We start from the raw sequence: 17726 nt of genomic DNA on the forward strand, positions 1-17726 counted from the left end.
GCAGATGGACTTTAAAGATATTTTAGGATACGATACTATCAAAGGCTATTTGAAAGCGAGCGTGGAAGCAGGGCGCATACCTCACGCTCAGCTGTTTGTAGCCAGCGAAGGACAAGGGGCTTTGCCAATGGCAATCGCCTATGCGACCCTCGTACTTAGCCAAAACAACCCTAAAGCCATAGCCCAATGTGCTCAATTAGCGCACCCTGATTTGCACTTTGCTTTCCCAACTTCGACCAACGATAAAGTGAAAAAAGACCCCGTCAGTTCACTGTTTATGGATGAATGGCGCACTTTTATTAAAGAACAGCCTTATGGCAGTCTGTTTGATTGGTTGCTCTTTTTGGGTATAGAGAAAAAACAAGCTGTTATAGGGGTGAATGAGGCGAAGGAAATTACTAATAAATTAGCCCTCAAATCTTTTGAGGGAGGCTATAAAGTGATGATTATCTGGATGGCAGAGAAAATGAATGTCGATTCGGCTAATAAATTGCTGAAGTTGTTAGAAGAGCCCGCAGAGAAGACTTTATTCCTGTTGATAGTAGAAGATGAGAATGCGTTGCTCGACACCATTAAGTCGAGATGCCAGATACTGCGCTTCCCTCCATTGAGCGAGAATGCTATCAGAGAGGGACTTATAGCAAAGGGCGTCGCAGAGGCTGAGGCTACTAAAATAGCTATACGCTCGCAAGGTAACTATAACAAAGCCTTGCAGCTAATGCAAAACAAAGAGAATGAAGAAGCGGTATTTGAACGTTGGTTTATAGCGTGGGTGCGGAGTGCCTACAGAGCAAAAGGCAACAAAGCTGCCATACAAGGGCTACTACAATGGAGTGAAGAGGTAAATACCGTGGGGCGTGAGGTACAAAAGCAATTTTTGCTGTATTGTGTAGAGGTTTTTAGGCAAGCGTTTTTGCTAAACTACACTGCTACTGATTTAGTATATATTCAATTTAACGACCCGAGCTTTGATTTGCGCAAGTTCGCACCATTTGTTCACGGCAATAATATAGAGCAGATATATCAGTTGATAGAAGAGGCTATTTTTCACGTAGAGCGCAACGGCAATGGTAAGGTAATCTTTACTGATGTTGCCATTAAACTCACTCGATTGTTACATACCCGTCAGTAATAAGCTATATCATTAACCTTTAATCATTTAATTATTATGCTACAAGCAATATCACCCATTGATGGCAGATACGCCGATAAAACAAAAACTTTAGTACCTTATTTTTCAGAAGAGGCTCTGATTCGTTATCGCGTGCGTGTGGAAGTAGAATACTTTATTGCACTTTGTGAGCTTCCTTTGCCGCAACTCACAGATTTTCCTAAAGAAAAATATGAGGCACTTAGGAAACTCTATCAAAATTTTACAACTGCAGAAGCACAGAAAGTGAAGGAGATAGAGCGTACTACCAATCACGATGTGAAAGCAGTAGAGTATTTCATAAAAGAAGCGTTTGACTATCTGCAATTAGAAAAATACAAAGAGTTTATCCATTTTGGGCTTACTTCGCAAGATATTAACAACACAGCTATACCACTCAGCATCAAAGAAGCGATGAATTCTGTATATTACACTGAAATACAGTCTCTTATAGATAAACTGCAACAATTAGTAGCCGAGTGGAAGGATATTCCGCTGCTGGCACGCACTCACGGTCAGCCGGCTTCACCCACTCGCTTAGGCAAAGAGTTTCAGGTGTTTGTTACTCGTATAGAAGCGCAACTACAAAGTTTGAGAGCTGTGCCTTATGCTGCTAAATTCGGGGGGGCTACAGGTAACTACAACGCTCATAAAGTTGCCTATCCTTCTATCGATTGGAAGGTCTTTGGTACGCACTTTGTAGAAAAAGTGTTGGGATTGCATCACTCATTTCCCACTACTCAAATTGAGCATTATGACCATTTAGCGGCTCTTTTTGATGCCCTTAAGCGCATTAATACGATACTTATCGACCTAAATCGCGATATATGGACATATATTTCGATGGATTACTTCAAACAGAAGATAAAAGCAGGAGAAGTAGGCTCATCGGCTATGCCTCATAAGGTAAATCCTATTGATTTTGAAAATTCAGAGGGGAATTTAGGTATAGCGAATGCCCTTTTTGAGCATTTGGCTGCTAAGTTGCCTATTTCGCGCCTACAACGCGATTTAACTGATAGCACTGTGCTACGCAATGTAGGAGTACCTTTTGGACATACCCTTATCGCTTTGCAATCTACCTTAAAAGGGCTGAACAAACTGTTGCTAAATGAGGCTGCTATACGCAATGACCTACAAGACCACTGGGCAGTAGTTGCTGAGGCTATACAGACCGTGTTGCGCCGTGAGGGCTATCCTAATCCGTATGAAGCCTTAAAAGGACTTACGCGTACTAATGAGGCTATCACTGCTGAAACTATTGGCCATTTTATTGATACTTTAGAAGTTAATGAGACGGTAAAAGCAGAACTAAAACAGATAACTCCAGAGAACTATATAGGAGTGATTTTATAAATAAAATTTGTTACTTATCATTATTTTTGTACTTTTGCAAAAAATATGCTATTGTAGGTCTTGTAGTTCAACGGATAGAATAGAAGTTTCCTAAACTTTAGATCCAAGTTCGATTCTTGGCAAGACCACTTAGTTTAAGTTGTTTGACTTATGAAAGACCTAAACGTTTACATAGAAGAATTGCTCTACAAGCACCAATGTGTGATTATTCCTAAATTTGGGGCCTTTATTTCTAATAGAAAATCAGCTACGATGGGCGATGATAAAACATTCGACCCACCGAAGCGTGAACTCACTTTTAATCCTAGCCTCAATTCTAATGACGGTTTGCTTATAAAATACGTGTCAGAACAATCGGGGATAGATTATAACCTTGTAGAGGATTACGTAAATTTAGCTGTAGAAGGGTGGAAACGCATTCTTCAGCAAGATCAGCCTTTGGTGTTAGACAAGATAGGCACACTACGCCAGATAGGCGAGGGGCGTATATCATTTACGCCTGTAGATGATGTGAATTATCTAACTGATTCGTTTGGTATGGCTCCTTTTATACCTCACGAAGTGCCTGCATCAGATTTGCAAATAAGTGAAAATCAGATAAAACCTACACTAAACACTTCACATACTCTTCCGCCAGAAGAGGAGTTGCCTACTGCAATAGAGAGTCCGATTAGCCAAGTGACTCCGGTGGTACCTACTCCGGCAGAAGCCCCTAAGAAAGCCAAAAAAGAAAAAGCCCCTAAAGCGGCAAAAGACCCGAAAGAGATGAAACCTTTCAAACTACGCCCTTATATTAAGTATTCGGCAGTAGCAGCAGTGGGTCTTATTATTTTGGCTTATGGTGCTTATCGACTTTTCAATGAGAAGGTAGTAGCAGATGGTACCACTGATAACCAGTTTGTGGTAACCGATAGCCTTGTGCAAGAACGTTTGAACCAAAAACTGAGTGAAGCAGGGATTTTTACGCCACCTATCACTATGCCTACGGTAGCACTGCAAGCTGAAAAGGTGAAGAGCAAAGACAATAAACCTGAAAAAGATAAGACTGAGACCACTAATGGTAAGCCTGAAAAAGATAAAAAAGCTAATGGTGGAGAAGTAGCTAGTACCCCTACTCAAACGGGAGGTAGCAATGCTTCTGGAGGTAGTTCAGCAGGGGGCAAGATGAATAATGCTGTCTTAGCGGCTAAGAAATACCAAGTAATAGCAGGGGCTTTCAAAGAAGAGAAGAATGCACAAGTACGTGCTAGACAGCTACAAAAGTTAGGCTATAAAAATGCTTATGTGTTAGGCCTCAACGCTAAAGGATTGTATCAGGTAAGTTATGGTGGTTTTGATAGTATGGATGAGGCTAAACTGATGCAAAAAGAAATAAAAGAAGCTAAAGAAGAGAAAAAACTTGACGGTGGCTGGATACTAACCCAATAAAATGAATAACAAAATGACGCCTAAAAAGACCCCTTCAGACTCACGTACCATAATGACAGATTTGGTACTGCCTGGTGAAACCAATCACCTAAAAGCTATGTTTGGTGGTGAATTATTAGCTCGTATGGACAGAGCTGCTAGTATTGCCTCGCAAAGGCACTCTAATCGTGCAACTGTAACTGTATCAGTAAACCACGTAGCCTTTACCCACAGTATTAGGGTAGGAAGTGTAGTGACAGTGGAGGCAGCCATCTCGCGCGCTTTTTCTACCTCAATGGAGGTGTATATAGATGTGTGGATGGAGAATATGTTTGGTGAGCGCATTAAAGCTACTGAAGCTATCTACTCATTTGTAGCGGTAGATGAGAATGGTAGACCGGTGAAGATACCTGAGCTTGTTCCTGAAACGGCTTTAGAAAAAGAACGTTATAAAGAGGCCTTGCAGCGCCGACAGCTGAGCTTAGTATTAGCAGGGAAATTAAGTCCGCATGATGCTACTGAGCTGAAAGCTCTTTTTACTGAGCTCGAAAACGGAAAATAAAACAAGATAGAGCGGAACCGCCTTCGTGGCGGTTTTTCTTATAAAACCTACTTATAAATATGACCTTATCTGAAGAAAATTATTTAAAAACTATTTTTCTCCTTTACGATGAACGCAAAACAGAGGTTACAACCACTGCTATAGCTGATTTGCTCTATACTAAGGCTTCATCGGTGACTGATATGCTAAAAAAGTTGTCAGATAAAGGGTTAATAAACTATAGGAAGTACCAAGGGGTAACGCTTACTCCAAAAGGAACACAAAAAGCTATACAAATAGTGAGGAAACATCGCCTTTGGGAGGTTTTCTTAGTAGAAAAACTCAACTTCTCTTGGGATGAGGTGCACGAAATAGCAGAAGAGCTGGAACATATACAATCTGACAAGCTTATCTCTCGACTTGATGCCTTTCTCGGCTTTCCTGAAAGAGACCCTCACGGAGACCCTATTCCTAATGAGCAAGGGGTTTTTAGTACTACTATTAAAACCCTATTAAGCGAACTAAATGATGGTGATAAAGGGGTATGTATAGCGGTTAAAAACACTTCAAAAGAGTTTTTGGTGTACCTTAACAAGGTAGGTATTGCTTTAGAAAATGAAATAGAAATCATTAGTAAAGAACCTTTTGACAACTCGATGACTGTGCTGGTAAACGATCAGAAAGTGAACCTTTCGGCTATAGTGTGTAGGAATATATATGTAGCAGGCATAGGAGGAAGAAATAAAGAAAAAAATCATAAAATAAATATTGGAAAAGATTTATGAAAAAGAGTAGTGTAAAAAAACTCGGTATATTATGTGCTGTTTTATTCTTGCTGATAAGCGGGTATTTCTTGTACCGATATTTTAGCAAACTGCGTTTTGAAGAGGTAACTATTGAGCGCAGTACAGACGACTGTGAGGACGACTGTCTATCAGTCAGTTTGAACTATCTGCACTGCAAAGGTAATAGTGAGTTTGCCCGAAACTTCAACAAAGAGATTGAAATTCAAGTAGCTAACTTTTTGTTAAGCAATGACGACGATACGCTACAAGTTGATATCAGTATAGAAAAAGCTTTGGAGAATTTTATGAGTGACTATAACAATATACACGAACACTTTCCTGAAATTCCGGCATATGAGCTTATCCTCAGCGATAGTATTATGTGGCAGAACTCTAAAATGTTAACCTTAGTGTCTAATCGTTATTCTTTCACAGGAGGGGCTAATGCTGTACAAAGTAAGGTGTTCACTCATTTTGCTTTGGATAATGGAGAGGTTATCACCAATGAAAATCTTTTTACTGATGAGGCTAAAGTAACTGCTATAGCTGAGAAATATTTCAAACAAACACAAGAAGCCTCAGTAATTGAAGTTCTTGATGACAAAGGATTTGGCTTTGACGGTAATGGTTTTCATCTTCCGAAGAGTATGGGTATATCGGCAGATTACTTGATACTATTTTATGAGCCTTTTGAGATAGCTTCATATATGGATGCGGCTTTCGAGGTAAAAGTGCCTATGAAAGAGGTTATGCCATATTTGACATTTAAAGAAGATTAGCAAATAAGATGAACTTAAAAGACGAATTAACATCACTATACAACAGTTTATTAGAGAAAAATGAGGTAGAGGGGTTGGCTTTCTTGGCTGAACGCTTTGCTGGTGAGATAGTATTCTCTACCAGTTTTGGACTGGAAGACCAAGTTATTACCCATTTAATTCTTGATAACCACATTCCGATTAGCATTTTCACCCTTGATACAGGGCGACTTTTCAATGAGACCTATTCGGTATGGGAAAGTACTGATGAACGTTATAATACACATATCACTCCGTACTATCCTAATACACAAGCTATTGAAAAGTATGTAAATGACAATGGTCCCCTATCTTTTTACAAATCGGTAGACTTGCGCAAAGAGTGTTGCCACATACGCAAAGTAGAACCTCTTAGTAGGGCTCTTGCGGGCAAGAAAGTATGGGTAACAGGCTTACGTGCAGAGCAATCGAATGCACGCAAAGATTTGCCTATATTAGAGTGGGATGATACCTATCAGCTATACAAATATAACCCTTTGTTGCATTGGACTTTTGAAGAGACTCAGGCCTTTATCAAGCAGCACAATATACCTTATAATGTACTACACGACAAAGGATTTGTGAGCATAGGTTGCGCCCCTTGCACTCGTGCGATAAAAGAAGGTGAAGACTTCAGAGCAGGGCGCTGGTGGTGGGAAAGCAACAGCAAGAAAGAATGCGGTTTGCACGAGCACAAATAACTGCTATCATAAGAAACAGAAAAACAACATTTTAAAATACTTTAGCTTATGAACTTTTTTAAAATATTATTAGCTACGATTTTAGGTTTCTTTATCTCTTTAGGAGTATTCTTTATCTTATTCCTCATCGCTATTTCAGTGATGATGAGTTCAGTAGGAGCTTCAAAAGGAGAGGAAATAACTGTAGAAGATAATACAGTGTTAGAATTAGACTTTCAGGAGCCACTAACAGACTTTTCGGAGCAGGTGTATTTTGAGGATTTTAACTATACCTCAGAATCGTTTAACGGGCTTAATTCTGTTCTACAAGCTATAGAAATAGCTAAAACAGACCCTCATATTAAAGGGATTAGCCTAAAGAGTGCAGGCAACCTTAGTGGGATAGCATTTGCCCAAGAGTTACGCCGTGCTTTAGAGGATTTTAAGGCTTCAGGTAAGTTTGTTTTGGCGTATAATGATGAAATATCACAATTAGACTACTATTTACAAAGTGTAGCAGACAAAGTATATATCAGTCAGTTAGGGAATGTAAACTTGCGAGGGCTCTCTTCTGAAATCTTTTTCTACAAAGATTTACAAGAAAAAACGGGACTTCGGATGGAGGTGATACGACATGGCAAGTACAAGAGTGCTGTTGAACCTTTCCTAGAAAACAAAATGAGTGATAACAACCGACTACAAACTACAGAGTTACTCAATGCTATGTGGAATGTGTTGGTAACTGATATTGCTAAGAGCAGAAATTTATCAGTGGAGAAGCTTAATGAAATAGCTACGAATGTAGATGGGCGTACGGCTGAGCTTGCTCAACAAAACGGATTGATAGATGGGGTGCTTTTCAGAGATGAGTTTGAGAAAATACTTTGCGAAAAGGTAGGGAAGAAAGAGATAGATGATGTGAACTTTATTGGTATAGAAGACTATGCCGAAAGCGTGCTAAAAGGTAAGGTGAGCAAAGAGAAAGATAAGATAGCTGTGATTTATGCTAATGGTGAGATAATGCAGGGAGAAGGCAACCAAGGTATTGTAGGACACGAAACTATTATAGCTGCGCTTCGTAAGGCTGTAAAGGATAAAGAGATAAAAGCTATCGTATTGCGCATCAACTCACCTGGGGGTGATGCTTTGGCTTCAGAGTTAATGCACCGCGAGATAGCCCTTGCCAGAAAACAAAAGAAAGTATATGTATCAATGGGCAACTATGCAGCCTCAGGTGGCTATTATATAGCCTGCAATGCGGAGCGTATTTTTGCAGAAGCAGGAAGTATTACAGGCTCTATAGGGGTGTTTGGTGCTCTTCCTAATGCTAGTGTATTAGCGAAAAACTGGGGAGTGAATGCAGAAACAGTTAGTACTCACCCTAACGCATTGCAGTATAGTTATTTCCAGAAGCCTTCAGAACATTTTGTGAAAGAGATGACTGAATCGGTAGAGCAGATATACAAAGTATTCTTAAGCAGAGTAGCTGAGGGGCGCGGAAAGACAGTAGCCGAAATAGACTCTATAGCCCAAGGAAGGGTATGGAGTGGTAAAGAAGCTCTTGCCAAAGGCTTAGTAGATGAACTCGGGTCGCTAAATGATGCTATAGCTTATGCTGCTAAAGAGAACGGGTTGGAGAATTACCGCGTTGTGTCATATCCACATTACAAAATGGATATGAAAAAATTACTACTCCGCTACGGATTAAGACTGAAGAATGAAAGCCTACAACAAGAGTTGGGTAGAGAGGCTTATCAAGTGTATCAACAAATAAAACACATTAGTAATCAACGAGGTATACAAGCGCGCTTAGAGTATGATTTGATTGTGAAATAGTTACGACTTTTAACAGAAGATTAACAGTGTAATACTTGCATAATATATTTAGAATGACTACATTTGTACAGTGAAATTCTAAAAAGATAAAGTTATGAAACGCGCAATGTTTGAGTATACGAAGATGATTTTATCAAAAGTGAGCTTTGACCCTAACCTATTTTACAAAGAGCTACAAAAAGGAATTGACAGATTGCTCCCATATGAAGTAGAGGAGTTGAAAGTTTGGCTTGAAGCCTACACTAAAAATAAGCCAGAGCTACTAAAGAGCCGAGTGCTTATGGATAAATGATACAAACTGAGGCTGTCCACTAATAGATAGCCTCATTTTTTATTTTCAAAACAATAGTAATAATGAAAGAAATCAGTAGCACCCAAAACCCTCTTATAAAGAAAATATTTGCTTTAAGCGAAAAAGCACGTATGCGTAAGAAAGAAGGCTTATGTGTAATAGAGGGCGCACGAGAGGTACGATTAGCTATACAAGGTGGTTATGATATAGAAACATTGCTATTTCAGCCTGAAATTTTTAAAGAAGAAGCCTTGCAACAGTTATTAGCGCTCTATCGAAAACCTATAGAGGTAATACGTCTGAGCAAAGAGGTATATGAAAGACTTAGTTACCGCAGTTCTACAGAAGGGCTTATTGCAGTAGCTAAGACGCCCCCTCATACTTTAGAAGCCCTAGCTCTTAGAGAACGTTCTATATTATTAGTAGCCGAAGCTCCTGAGAAGCCTGGCAATATAGGGGCTATGCTGCGCACTGCTGATGCAGCTAATATAGAAGGGGTTATTATAGCTAATCCAAAAACTGATTTATACAATCCTAATATCATACGCGCCAGTGTGGGGTGTGTATTTACGGTACCGATAGCTGTGGGCAGTACTACTGAGGTAATAGACTATCTAAAAAAGAAAGATTTTAATATCTATTGTGCGGCACTTTCTGCTTCTAAACCCTACTATGAAGTGCCTTTTGCCGAAAAGAACACTGCTATAGTGGTAGGTACCGAAGATGAGGGACTTACCCAAGAATGGCTTAAAAATAGCACTCAGAATATCATTATCCCGATGGAAGGCGTAATAGACTCTATGAATGTATCGGTAGCAGCTGCAGTACTTATCTTCGAGGCAAAGAAAATGAGGCTAACTGCTAAAAAATAAGGCCTTATTTTTATATAACATCACAACCATCTCCGTACTTTTAGGCAATAGTTTTGGTATTCATCACCAAATTTCTGCCTTAGCACACGTTCTTCTGGAATAATTTGAAAACGAGTCATATAAGCTATAAATAATACAACTCCTAACCAAGGTACAAGATAAGATAACCATATAGCCCAAGATATAAGACAGCAGGCCAATCCTACATACATAGGATTACGGCTTAGTTTGTATATTCCTTCTGAAACAAAATGAGTGGCTTGCGATGGCTCAAGAGGATTGATAGTAGTCCTTGCTTTATAGAAACTCCAAACGCCTGCAATCCCAGCCCCTATGCCTATCAAAGCTATTACTACGGCTACTATAGGTAGGTGAGGTAATGCTACAAATGGTAATACATAAGCAATACTCTTCATTATCAGTGCACAAACAAGCCATACTACGGCGGGTGGAATTTTATTTTCTAAACTCTTCATTTTTCAAATTACCTAATTTAGTTTTTCTGCAAAAATAATAGTAATTTGCTAAATCACAAAAAAATATTATCTTTGTAGCATAATTATTTATTTTTAAACAATGGAAACAAATCGTATCAAAGGAAAAATCGCTTTTATCTCGGGCGCCAGCAGTGGGATAGGTAAAGCTGTAGCCGAAAAATTGGCACAAATGGGCGTAAACCTTATTCTCTGCGCTCGTAGGGCTAAGGTATTGACAGAACTGAAAACCCAACTCGAAAAAGAACACGCGATAGAGGTCATTACCTTAGCTTTCGATGTGAGAAACTACCAAGAGGTGGCGAAAAATATTCAGTCTTTACCCGAAAAATGGCGACAAATAAATATGCTTATCAATAATGCAGGTTTAGCAATAGGCTTACAACACCTCCATACCTACGCCATAGAAGATATAGACCAGATGGTTGATACCAATATCAAAGGGTTTACTTATATTGCTAATAGTGTAATTCCGCTGATGCTTGCCACTGATAAGGTAGGCACAATAGTGAATGTTGGTTCAGTAGCGGGTGAGATTGCTTACCCTAATGGCAGTATTTATTGCGCGACCAAGTTTGCCGTAAGAGCCCTCAGCGATGCGATGCGCATAGAGCTAATGGACAAAAATATAAAGGTAACCAACGTAAAACCAGGGTTGGTAGAGACCAATTTCAGCAAGGTGCGTTTCAAAGGCGACCAGCAGAAAGCGGATAATGTATACAAAGGCATTACGCCCCTATATGCCGAAGATATCGCCGACACTATCGCCTATATCGTCAATCTGCCCGACAAAATTCAAATTACGGATATTACTGTTACTCCGATGCATCAAGCAGATGCCATACACGTTTATAAGGAATAATAAGAACTAAATAAAAAAGGCTGTCCTATTTTGGGCAGCCTTTCTTGTTTTTATAAATACTATCTTCTTTAAAAATCAACTGTTACGCCTAATTTTTCAGCAATAATACGATTGATATAGGCTGAAAGAACTGGTATTTTTACACTTTCTAATACCGTGTTAGCAAAAGCATAGGTGAGTAGGGCAGAGGCTTCTTTTTTGCCTATTCCGCGTGTTTGCAGATAGAATAAAGAATCTGCACTAAGCGAACCTACCGTACACCCGTGCGAACACTTCACATCATCAGCAAAGATTTCTAACTGAGGCTTGGTGTATACGGTTGCCTTGTCAGAAAGGAGAATATTGTCGTTTTGCTGATAAGCATTCGTTTTCTGTGCAATTTGCTCTACCATTATCTTGCCGTTGAACACATTGGTAGCCTCATCACTTACAATACTTTTGTAATCCTGATGACTTTCACAATTAGGATAAGCGTGGTTTACCAATGTATAGTGGTCAGTGTGCTGACTTCCTTGCAAAATGCTTAACCCTTTAAGGGTAGATTCTAAATGTTCCCCTTGGTGATAGAAGTTCAAGTTATTGCGGGTAAGTTCTCCGCCAAACGAGAAAGTATGCACACTAGCGTGACTGTTTGCCTCTTGCGAAATATAGGTATTATCAATCAGAGAAGCTGTTAAGCGGTCGTTTTGCAATTTGTAATAGTCGAGGAAAGCCTCTTTGGCTACAAATATTTCAGTAACAGCATTGGTAAGAATAGCCGTAGCGGTATTTGATACGTTTTGATGTACCTCAATTACTTTTAGCTGTGCATTTTCGCCTACGGCAATAATATTGCGTGGCTGATAGCAAGTGGTTTCTCCCCTGTCGTTGAAATACAGCAATTGTATAGGCTTATCTACTACTTTCCCCTTAGGGACTTCTATATATATCCCCTCAGAGGCAAAAGCGGTGTTAAGGGCTGTAAATACATCGCCTTTCTCGGTAGTTGTATTAAAATATTTGCTGATAAACGCCTCCCCACCTTTGTGCAAAGCCTCTAACAGAGGGGTAATGGTAACGCCTGCTATCTCTTTGCTCGACATTTCAGCACAATAAAAGCCATTTACAAATACCAGAGAGTAACAATCTTTGATACTGTATTCGTGTAGCACTTCTGCTGAAAGGGTTGCTTTTTCATTTACGGGCTGCCACAAGCTGTAGTCTGTAGCTTGCAATTTGCTCAGCGAGGTGTATTTCCACGCTTCTATCTTCTTATGAGGGAAGCCTTTTTCGGCAAAGAAACTAAGGGCTTCCTTGCGAATGTCTTTTAGTATATCGTCTTTATGTGGGAATGCTTCGAAGGCAGTAACCCATTTTTCTTTTAAATTCATCTTCTTAATCTTTTAGTGCGAGCCACACAGGCTGTCAATTTGCTAATGAGCCATTGGCTAATATTCTAATTTACTAATGAGCCAATGGTATATGGCATTGCGTTCACTATCTACTTCCATATAGGAGGCTATCAGCTGACCGTTGTGGTAGTGGAGTTCGTCGATATCACTTACTAAAAACTCTTCTACCTCATCTTTATAAGGTTCAAAACCTTTGAAAATGATTTCGTCTTCCACTGTGAGGGTACTGACATCAAAAATGTAATGCCGATTGCAATACATATCAGTAATTAGTATTTTGTCACCTTTGAAAGGTTGTGCTACGGCTCCCCAATCCTCGGAGAAATGGTGCTTTTTGAGCGTTTTTAGCGATGGATAACTCATTACATAAAGCTCTGCCTCGTAGAAATTGGTGAATACAGCTTCTTTTTCATTGAGCATACAGCAGAAATCTACATCATTAGGCAATTGTTTGGCTACTTTTAGTTTTTCGTTTTCAAAAGATAGCAGATAGCTCATACAACCATCTTGTCCGCCATAGAAAGTGATAACCACCTTATTATTAGGCAATGCTTTCAGCTCTATATTAGCATCGTAGATTTCGTCGTCCATAGGCATAGACGCCAAAGCCTTCCCTTGTAGGTCATACACCCATATGGTGATGTGTTCAGCATCGTGGCGCTGGGCAAGCCAAATTTGCTGGCGTTCTATCGCTAATAAAGCTCCCACAATAGGTTTATTGATTTCCCAAAGCAGTTCTTTTTCAAAAGTGTAGAGAGAAAATCCTTCTGACTTATTGCATATGCCTATTTGCTTATGTTTATAGTTGATAGCAAAGATGTCTTTTCTTTTTAAGAACTGAAACGCCTCAGGCAACAAAGGGTTTGTTGAGCTTTTTATGTAATCAGTAATTACCATACTAATTTGCTAATTATTTCAGCCAATCATAGCCTTTTGCTTCCAATTCTAAGGCGAGGTTTTTGTCGCCTGTTTTTACGATTTTACCATCAGAAAGCACGTGTACATAATCAGGGACGATATAGTCTAAAAGGCGCTGGTAGTGGGTAATCACAAGTACAGCGTTATTTTCATTTTTGAGTTTGTTTACCCCATTGGCAACAATGCGGAGGGCATCGATGTCGAGTCCAGAGTCGGTTTCGTCAAGAATAGCTACTTTAGGCTCGAGCATTGCCATTTGGAAGATTTCGTTGCGTTTCTTCTCACCGCCTGAAAACCCTTGATTGAGAGAGCGTGAAAGGAAATCAGGATTGATTTCTAGAAGGGCTGCTTTCTCGCGTATTTTTTTGAGAAGCTCAGCAGCAGGCATATCGGGTAGCCCTTGTGCTTTTCGACTCTCATTGATAGCTGTTTTGATAAAGTTAGTTACCGATATACCAGGGATTTCTACAGGATATTGAAAAGACATAAAGATACCTTTATGAGCGCGCTCTTCAGGGGCATCTTCTAACAGACTCTCGCCGTTTAGCAGTATATCGCCCTCTGTTACCTCGAAGTTTTCATTACCTGAAATTACCGAAGAGAGCGTTGATTTGCCCGCTCCATTCGGTCCCATAATGGCGTGCACTTCACCTGCTTTTATTTCTAAGTCAATCCCCTTAAGGATTTCTTTGCCATCCACACCAGCGTGGAGATTTTTTATTATTAGCATTTTAATTGAGTTTATAATTTATTGAATTTTTTAAAGTATTCATCTATTTCATCGTGTAGCTCTATACCTACACGTTCAAAGCAATCTAATAAACCCTGATAGGCATTCTCTCCTGCGAGAAAATTCCAAAACTCTTGGGCTACTTTTAGCTCGTTATCTAAATCTAACATTCCCGCCATCGTCCAACGTGAATAGGGCTTAGGCTCATACGGATTGTAAGGTATAGCAATAAGGGTATGTATTTTTCTGTTAGGGTTTTCAGCTAACACACAGCCTATCCATTCTAATAAAGTGCGTTTAAACTCCTTAAAGCCTCCTTTGTTAGGTTTAGCTGTTTTAATATCAAATAAGAAAAGTTCATCTGAATGACTTTCTAACCACACATCTACTTTGGTAGGTTTTACCGTGTTCATCTTTCCTTCCTGACAAACTGCCCTAATAGCTTCTATTTCATTTATCTTATTAGGTTTACCATTTACAGTAAGATTATCCATAATATCTTGAATAACCCGTTGTGCTTTTTCACTTATCTTATCACCTGCTACCGCTTGTAGTTTAGCAACCTTAAACCGAGATTCAGCTAATGATTTAGCCACAGGCTCAAAAATGCTCGTGCCAAAATTAGTATTCAAAGAATGAATAAACGAAAACAATGCCATACGGTCTTTACCCAATAAGCGTGTATGGAAAGGCATTACCGCAGGCTCAGGGTTATAGTGCTGAAACTTTGTCCTAAGACTATGCCTAAGTGTGTTTTCTACATTAGCTATTTGTTGTGGGGTCAGCATCTTCTTTCATATTTAGTAATTCTTCAATTTTTGGTATAAAGCATTTTGCTTTTGTATACAAATTAAATATATCTTCTGGTGTTTTATTTTCATAAAAAAGATATGAAGCAAAATCATTATGAGCTAATATATTTCTAATATGTCCTATCTCTATAAAACAAGCTTTACCATTTTTAAATTCCTCATTGTTCTCAATTTCATTTTCAACTAAATCTTTAAATTTTTTACCAAAAAGACCTGTGAACTGGTTTATACCTTCCTTTTTTTCACCATAGTGTCCATCAGGATTATTTGGTTCTCCCCACCTAAAAAGTGTGTGATATTTTTGATTAATAGCTTGTTTTTCTAGAAAATTAACTAGTTTTTCATCATTATTAGAAACTTTTCTTACATATCTTTTAAGCATTTTGGTCATTTCTACTTCAAAAAAACTAGCACAAGATAATAACAAAACCTTTCTTATTGTTTTATTATAATCATTCAAAGAAGAACCTTCTTTTGCTTCCTCCAATATTTTTTGAATAGAAGTGATTTCTTCCCATAATATATCAACTGAGGTCTTGTTCTCATCCATTACCTAATAATATTCTTTTAGCAATTTCACTTCTTTTTTGTGTGTTATCTACACTTGTAGTTCTTTGAGAATATGCTTTTATAAACTCTTCATCTTTTTTTAAAGACTCTATTTTTTCTTTCTCTGTATGTGAAATTTTAGAAGCATCCTTTTCTTTATAGGCGTTTTCACATAAAGTAGTAAAAACAGCTTCATAGACAGAAATATTAAATCTGTTGTTACTTGTCCAAAAGATTTTACTATCTCCCAAAGAATTTATATGTAAAATAAAATAGTTAAATATATTTTCTAACAATTTATTTTCTTCGTCACTATTTTTTTTCGCTTTAAAAGAAAAACCATTTAAGAATTTTGTCATACTTGGTTTATAGTTTTCTCTATCTATAAGCATTGCAAAACCACGTAAAAGTATTTCAACCTCCTTCATATTAATGTCTGGAGTTTCTGTTGATAATAATTTCCTCCACTCATCTTTCAGATTCAACTTATACAATAATTCATAGAAGTTAGAATGATACAGGCTTGTTCTTATTTCTTGAGGCTTTAAATTAACGCCTCCTGTATTAAGTCTATTGAAAATTTCAAAAACTACATTATTACCCTCTTCGCCAGAAGCTGATGATTTAATCACTGTGTGTCGAATTGTTTTTAGATTAAAAGAGGTTTTATCTGATTCTTCTAATGTTGAATAATTTTTCTTATTAAATTTATTAGGTTTGTTAGGAATCTGTTCGGGTAAATTTAGTGTAAAATCTGTAAAATAGTCATTGTCCGATAGTATATTGTCAGGAATACTTCCTTTCTCATCAAATATTTTTCTCAACTTGATGCGTTTTTCTTTTTTAGGAAATCTTTTTTTAATGAAATAGTAAATAGTCATTAATCTTTGTTGACCATCAATAACTAAGAAATTATTTTTCTTTTCCTCAAAAAGAAATATTTGAGGAATAGGAATTCCTATCAAAAGAGACTCTATCAACTTAGAAGCTCTTTTAATATCCCAAACGTAATTTCTTTGAAAATTAGGTATCTTAAAGACTCTAGATTCTATAAAGTCAAAGAGTGTTTTTACATTAAAATCGTTTGGAGAAACAAATATGTCATATTCTATTGAAGAAGAGTTATCTTCTAAATCATCCTGATCATAATCTCCATCAAAAATAGGTTCTTTATATTCTTCAGTCATATCTCTATGTTTTTATCTTTTTCTTTCAAATGAAATATAATCTCAGCATATGCGTTTTTGTCTTTTTCGGTACGATTGAGTACAGGGCGTTTGTATTGATTTACAATGCACATTCCTGCTCGCTCGGCTATTTCAGGGTATAAGCCGTACTTATCATTGGCTACCAAAAATACATCGTAATCATCGGCTAAAAAACGTTTGCTATTGGTAAGCACCTCAGCAATACCGGCTACATACATAAGTTTGGCTTCCTGCCCTTGTCCTTTGTAAAGGGGGCCTATCTCTTTATCGTCATTGCGCTCAAAACCAAAAAGGTCGTAAGCATAGGCGTGTTGCTCGTGATAATCAATCAGCCCTACATAAGGGGGCGATGAGAAAATACCTTTTACCTTCTGCTTTCTTGCCAAAGCAGCAAACTCAGGGTTCTTATGCTCTAATGCCTCAAAGATGTCAATAGTACGACTATCGCCTTGTAAACACTTTTGGTAGGTATTAGTACGCAATTCTTTAAATTGTTGCAAACGCTTGATAGTATCTTTGGTGTAGGTCTCCCACCATTTCAATATAAAAAATAAAGGTTTGCACATTTTACCATGTTTGGCACAATAGTAAGTGGTAGTTACTGGTTCTATCAGCGTGGCTAAATCGGCGTGAGAGGTAGCACGACAACTGCGAATGGTACGGCTCAATATAAGAGTAATAATACGCTTGGTAGCGGGATTAGCTATCTGTTTAATAAGGTTAAACACAAAATCTATCTCCTCGCGCACGTGCTGTATATACCACTTGTCTAAGAATGTATCGGCTTTAGCTTGTTTTAGCTGAATGTGATACTTTTCTATGAGACCCTGATAAATAGGTAAGAACTGTTGCTCTTTCTCAGCCCCGTATACTTTGCCATCTATCTCTTTGCGCTGTAAGCGGTATTTATAGTCGGGCACGGGGAAGTACTCTTTATTGAAATTATTGAGTGCTTCAGTGAGTTCAGCGTCAAAAGCAAGTATGTGTTTTTCTGCTAAAAACTTCTTTAAGGCTTGGGTAATGCGGTGCGTTTCATTATACACATC

Annotated in this window: 19 protein-coding genes and 1 tRNA gene; 12 read left to right on the top strand and 8 right to left on the bottom strand. The window is 38.3% G+C overall.

From position 1 onward, the window contains the following. Positions 1-4: 4 nt before the first annotated feature. From HMPREF9074_RS00775 to HMPREF9074_RS00825, 11 genes are all read left to right on the top strand, one after another. Positions 5-1132 (top strand): DNA polymerase III subunit, encoded by a 1128-nt coding sequence (locus tag HMPREF9074_RS00775; RefSeq protein ID WP_009389559.1) that lies wholly within the window; start codon positions 5-7, stop codon positions 1130-1132. A gap of 36 nt (positions 1133-1168) precedes the next feature. Further along, positions 1169-2506: an adenylosuccinate lyase gene (gene purB / locus HMPREF9074_RS00780; RefSeq protein ID WP_009389557.1), complete on the top strand. Its 1338-nt coding sequence runs from the start codon at positions 1169-1171 to the stop codon at positions 2504-2506. Positions 2507-2562: 56 nt separating this feature from the next. Beyond that, a tRNA-Arg gene (locus tag HMPREF9074_RS00785) sits at positions 2563-2634 on the top strand. 22 nt (positions 2635-2656) lie between these two features. Then, on the top strand, positions 2657-3934 hold the full coding sequence (locus HMPREF9074_RS00790) for an HU domain-containing protein (RefSeq protein ID WP_009389555.1): 1278 nt from the start codon (positions 2657-2659) through the stop codon (positions 3932-3934). A gap of 13 nt (positions 3935-3947) precedes the next feature. Next, positions 3948-4475: an acyl-CoA thioesterase gene (locus tag HMPREF9074_RS00795; RefSeq protein WP_034539338.1), complete on the top strand. Its 528-nt coding sequence runs from the start codon at positions 3948-3950 to the stop codon at positions 4473-4475. Positions 4476-4534: 59 nt separating this feature from the next. Continuing rightward, on the top strand, positions 4535-5239 hold the full coding sequence (locus HMPREF9074_RS00800; RefSeq protein WP_009389553.1) for a metal-dependent transcriptional regulator: 705 nt from the start codon (positions 4535-4537) through the stop codon (positions 5237-5239). Further along, positions 5236-6018, top strand: coding sequence for a DUF3298 and DUF4163 domain-containing protein (locus HMPREF9074_RS00805; protein ID WP_009389552.1), 783 nt, complete (start codon positions 5236-5238; stop codon positions 6016-6018). Before HMPREF9074_RS00800 ends, HMPREF9074_RS00805 begins: the two co-directional genes overlap by 4 nt. Positions 6019-6026: 8 nt before the next feature. Next, positions 6027-6737 carry a phosphoadenylyl-sulfate reductase gene (locus HMPREF9074_RS00810; protein ID WP_009389551.1) on the top strand — a complete coding sequence of 237 codons (711 nt, stop codon included), beginning with the start codon at positions 6027-6029 and terminating at the stop codon, positions 6735-6737. Between the two features lie 48 nt (positions 6738-6785). Beyond that, positions 6786-8552, top strand: a complete 1767-nt coding sequence (gene sppA / locus HMPREF9074_RS00815; RefSeq protein ID WP_009389550.1) for a signal peptide peptidase SppA — start codon at positions 6786-6788, stop codon at positions 8550-8552. A gap of 94 nt (positions 8553-8646) precedes the next feature. Beyond that, positions 8647-8844 (top strand): hypothetical protein, encoded by a 198-nt coding sequence (locus HMPREF9074_RS00820; protein WP_009389549.1) that lies wholly within the window; start codon positions 8647-8649, stop codon positions 8842-8844. A 62-nt stretch (positions 8845-8906) separates the two neighbouring features. Further along, entirely contained in the window at positions 8907-9716 is an 810-nt protein-coding gene (locus tag HMPREF9074_RS00825) for a TrmH family RNA methyltransferase (protein ID WP_009389548.1), read from the top strand. Between the two features lie 20 nt (positions 9717-9736). Here the strand turns inward: HMPREF9074_RS00825 and HMPREF9074_RS00830 are convergent, their stop codons facing one another. Next, positions 9737-10192: a methyltransferase family protein gene (locus HMPREF9074_RS00830; protein ID WP_009389547.1), complete on the bottom strand. Its 456-nt coding sequence runs from the start codon at positions 10190-10192 to the stop codon at positions 9737-9739. A gap of 100 nt (positions 10193-10292) precedes the next feature. Between HMPREF9074_RS00830 and HMPREF9074_RS00835 the strand changes: the two genes are divergently transcribed. After that, positions 10293-11072 carry an SDR family NAD(P)-dependent oxidoreductase gene (locus HMPREF9074_RS00835; RefSeq protein WP_009389546.1) on the top strand — a complete coding sequence of 260 codons (780 nt, stop codon included), beginning with the start codon at positions 10293-10295 and terminating at the stop codon, positions 11070-11072. A gap of 68 nt (positions 11073-11140) precedes the next feature. On the opposite strand, the gene sufD is transcribed toward HMPREF9074_RS00835, so the two are convergent. From sufD to HMPREF9074_RS00870, 7 genes are all read right to left on the bottom strand, one after another. Beyond that, positions 11141-12442, bottom strand: coding sequence for a Fe-S cluster assembly protein SufD (sufD, locus tag HMPREF9074_RS00840; protein WP_009389545.1), 1302 nt, complete (start codon positions 12440-12442; stop codon positions 11141-11143). A 57-nt stretch (positions 12443-12499) separates the two neighbouring features. Then, positions 12500-13360 (bottom strand): hypothetical protein, encoded by an 861-nt coding sequence (locus HMPREF9074_RS00845; protein ID WP_009389544.1) that lies wholly within the window; start codon positions 13358-13360, stop codon positions 12500-12502. A gap of 13 nt (positions 13361-13373) precedes the next feature. Then, a complete protein-coding gene (gene sufC, locus HMPREF9074_RS00850) occupies positions 13374-14111 on the bottom strand; it encodes a Fe-S cluster assembly ATPase SufC (protein ID WP_009389543.1) in 738 nt (245 codons plus the stop codon). Positions 14112-14122: 11 nt separating this feature from the next. Further along, complete coding sequence (locus HMPREF9074_RS00855; RefSeq protein ID WP_009389542.1) at positions 14123-14899, bottom strand: TdeIII family type II restriction endonuclease; 777 nt, start codon at positions 14897-14899, stop codon at positions 14123-14125. Next, positions 14874-15473, bottom strand: coding sequence for a HEPN domain-containing protein (locus HMPREF9074_RS00860; protein WP_009389541.1), 600 nt, complete (start codon positions 15471-15473; stop codon positions 14874-14876). The genes HMPREF9074_RS00855 and HMPREF9074_RS00860 overlap by 26 nt, the downstream gene beginning before the upstream one ends. Then, on the bottom strand, positions 15466-16659 hold the full coding sequence (locus HMPREF9074_RS00865; protein ID WP_009389540.1) for a GmrSD restriction endonuclease domain-containing protein: 1194 nt from the start codon (positions 16657-16659) through the stop codon (positions 15466-15468). The genes HMPREF9074_RS00860 and HMPREF9074_RS00865 overlap by 8 nt, the downstream gene beginning before the upstream one ends. Further along, positions 16656-17726, bottom strand: a 1071-nt coding sequence (locus HMPREF9074_RS00870) for a hypothetical protein (RefSeq protein WP_034539278.1), incomplete at its 5' end; no start/stop codon positions are given. The genes HMPREF9074_RS00870 and HMPREF9074_RS00865, both read right to left, overlap by 4 nt.

It is taken from the genome of Capnocytophaga sp. oral taxon 329 str. F0087, from assembly GCF_000213295.2.
Lineage (GTDB): Bacteria > Bacteroidota > Bacteroidia > Flavobacteriales > Flavobacteriaceae > Capnocytophaga > Capnocytophaga leadbetteri_A.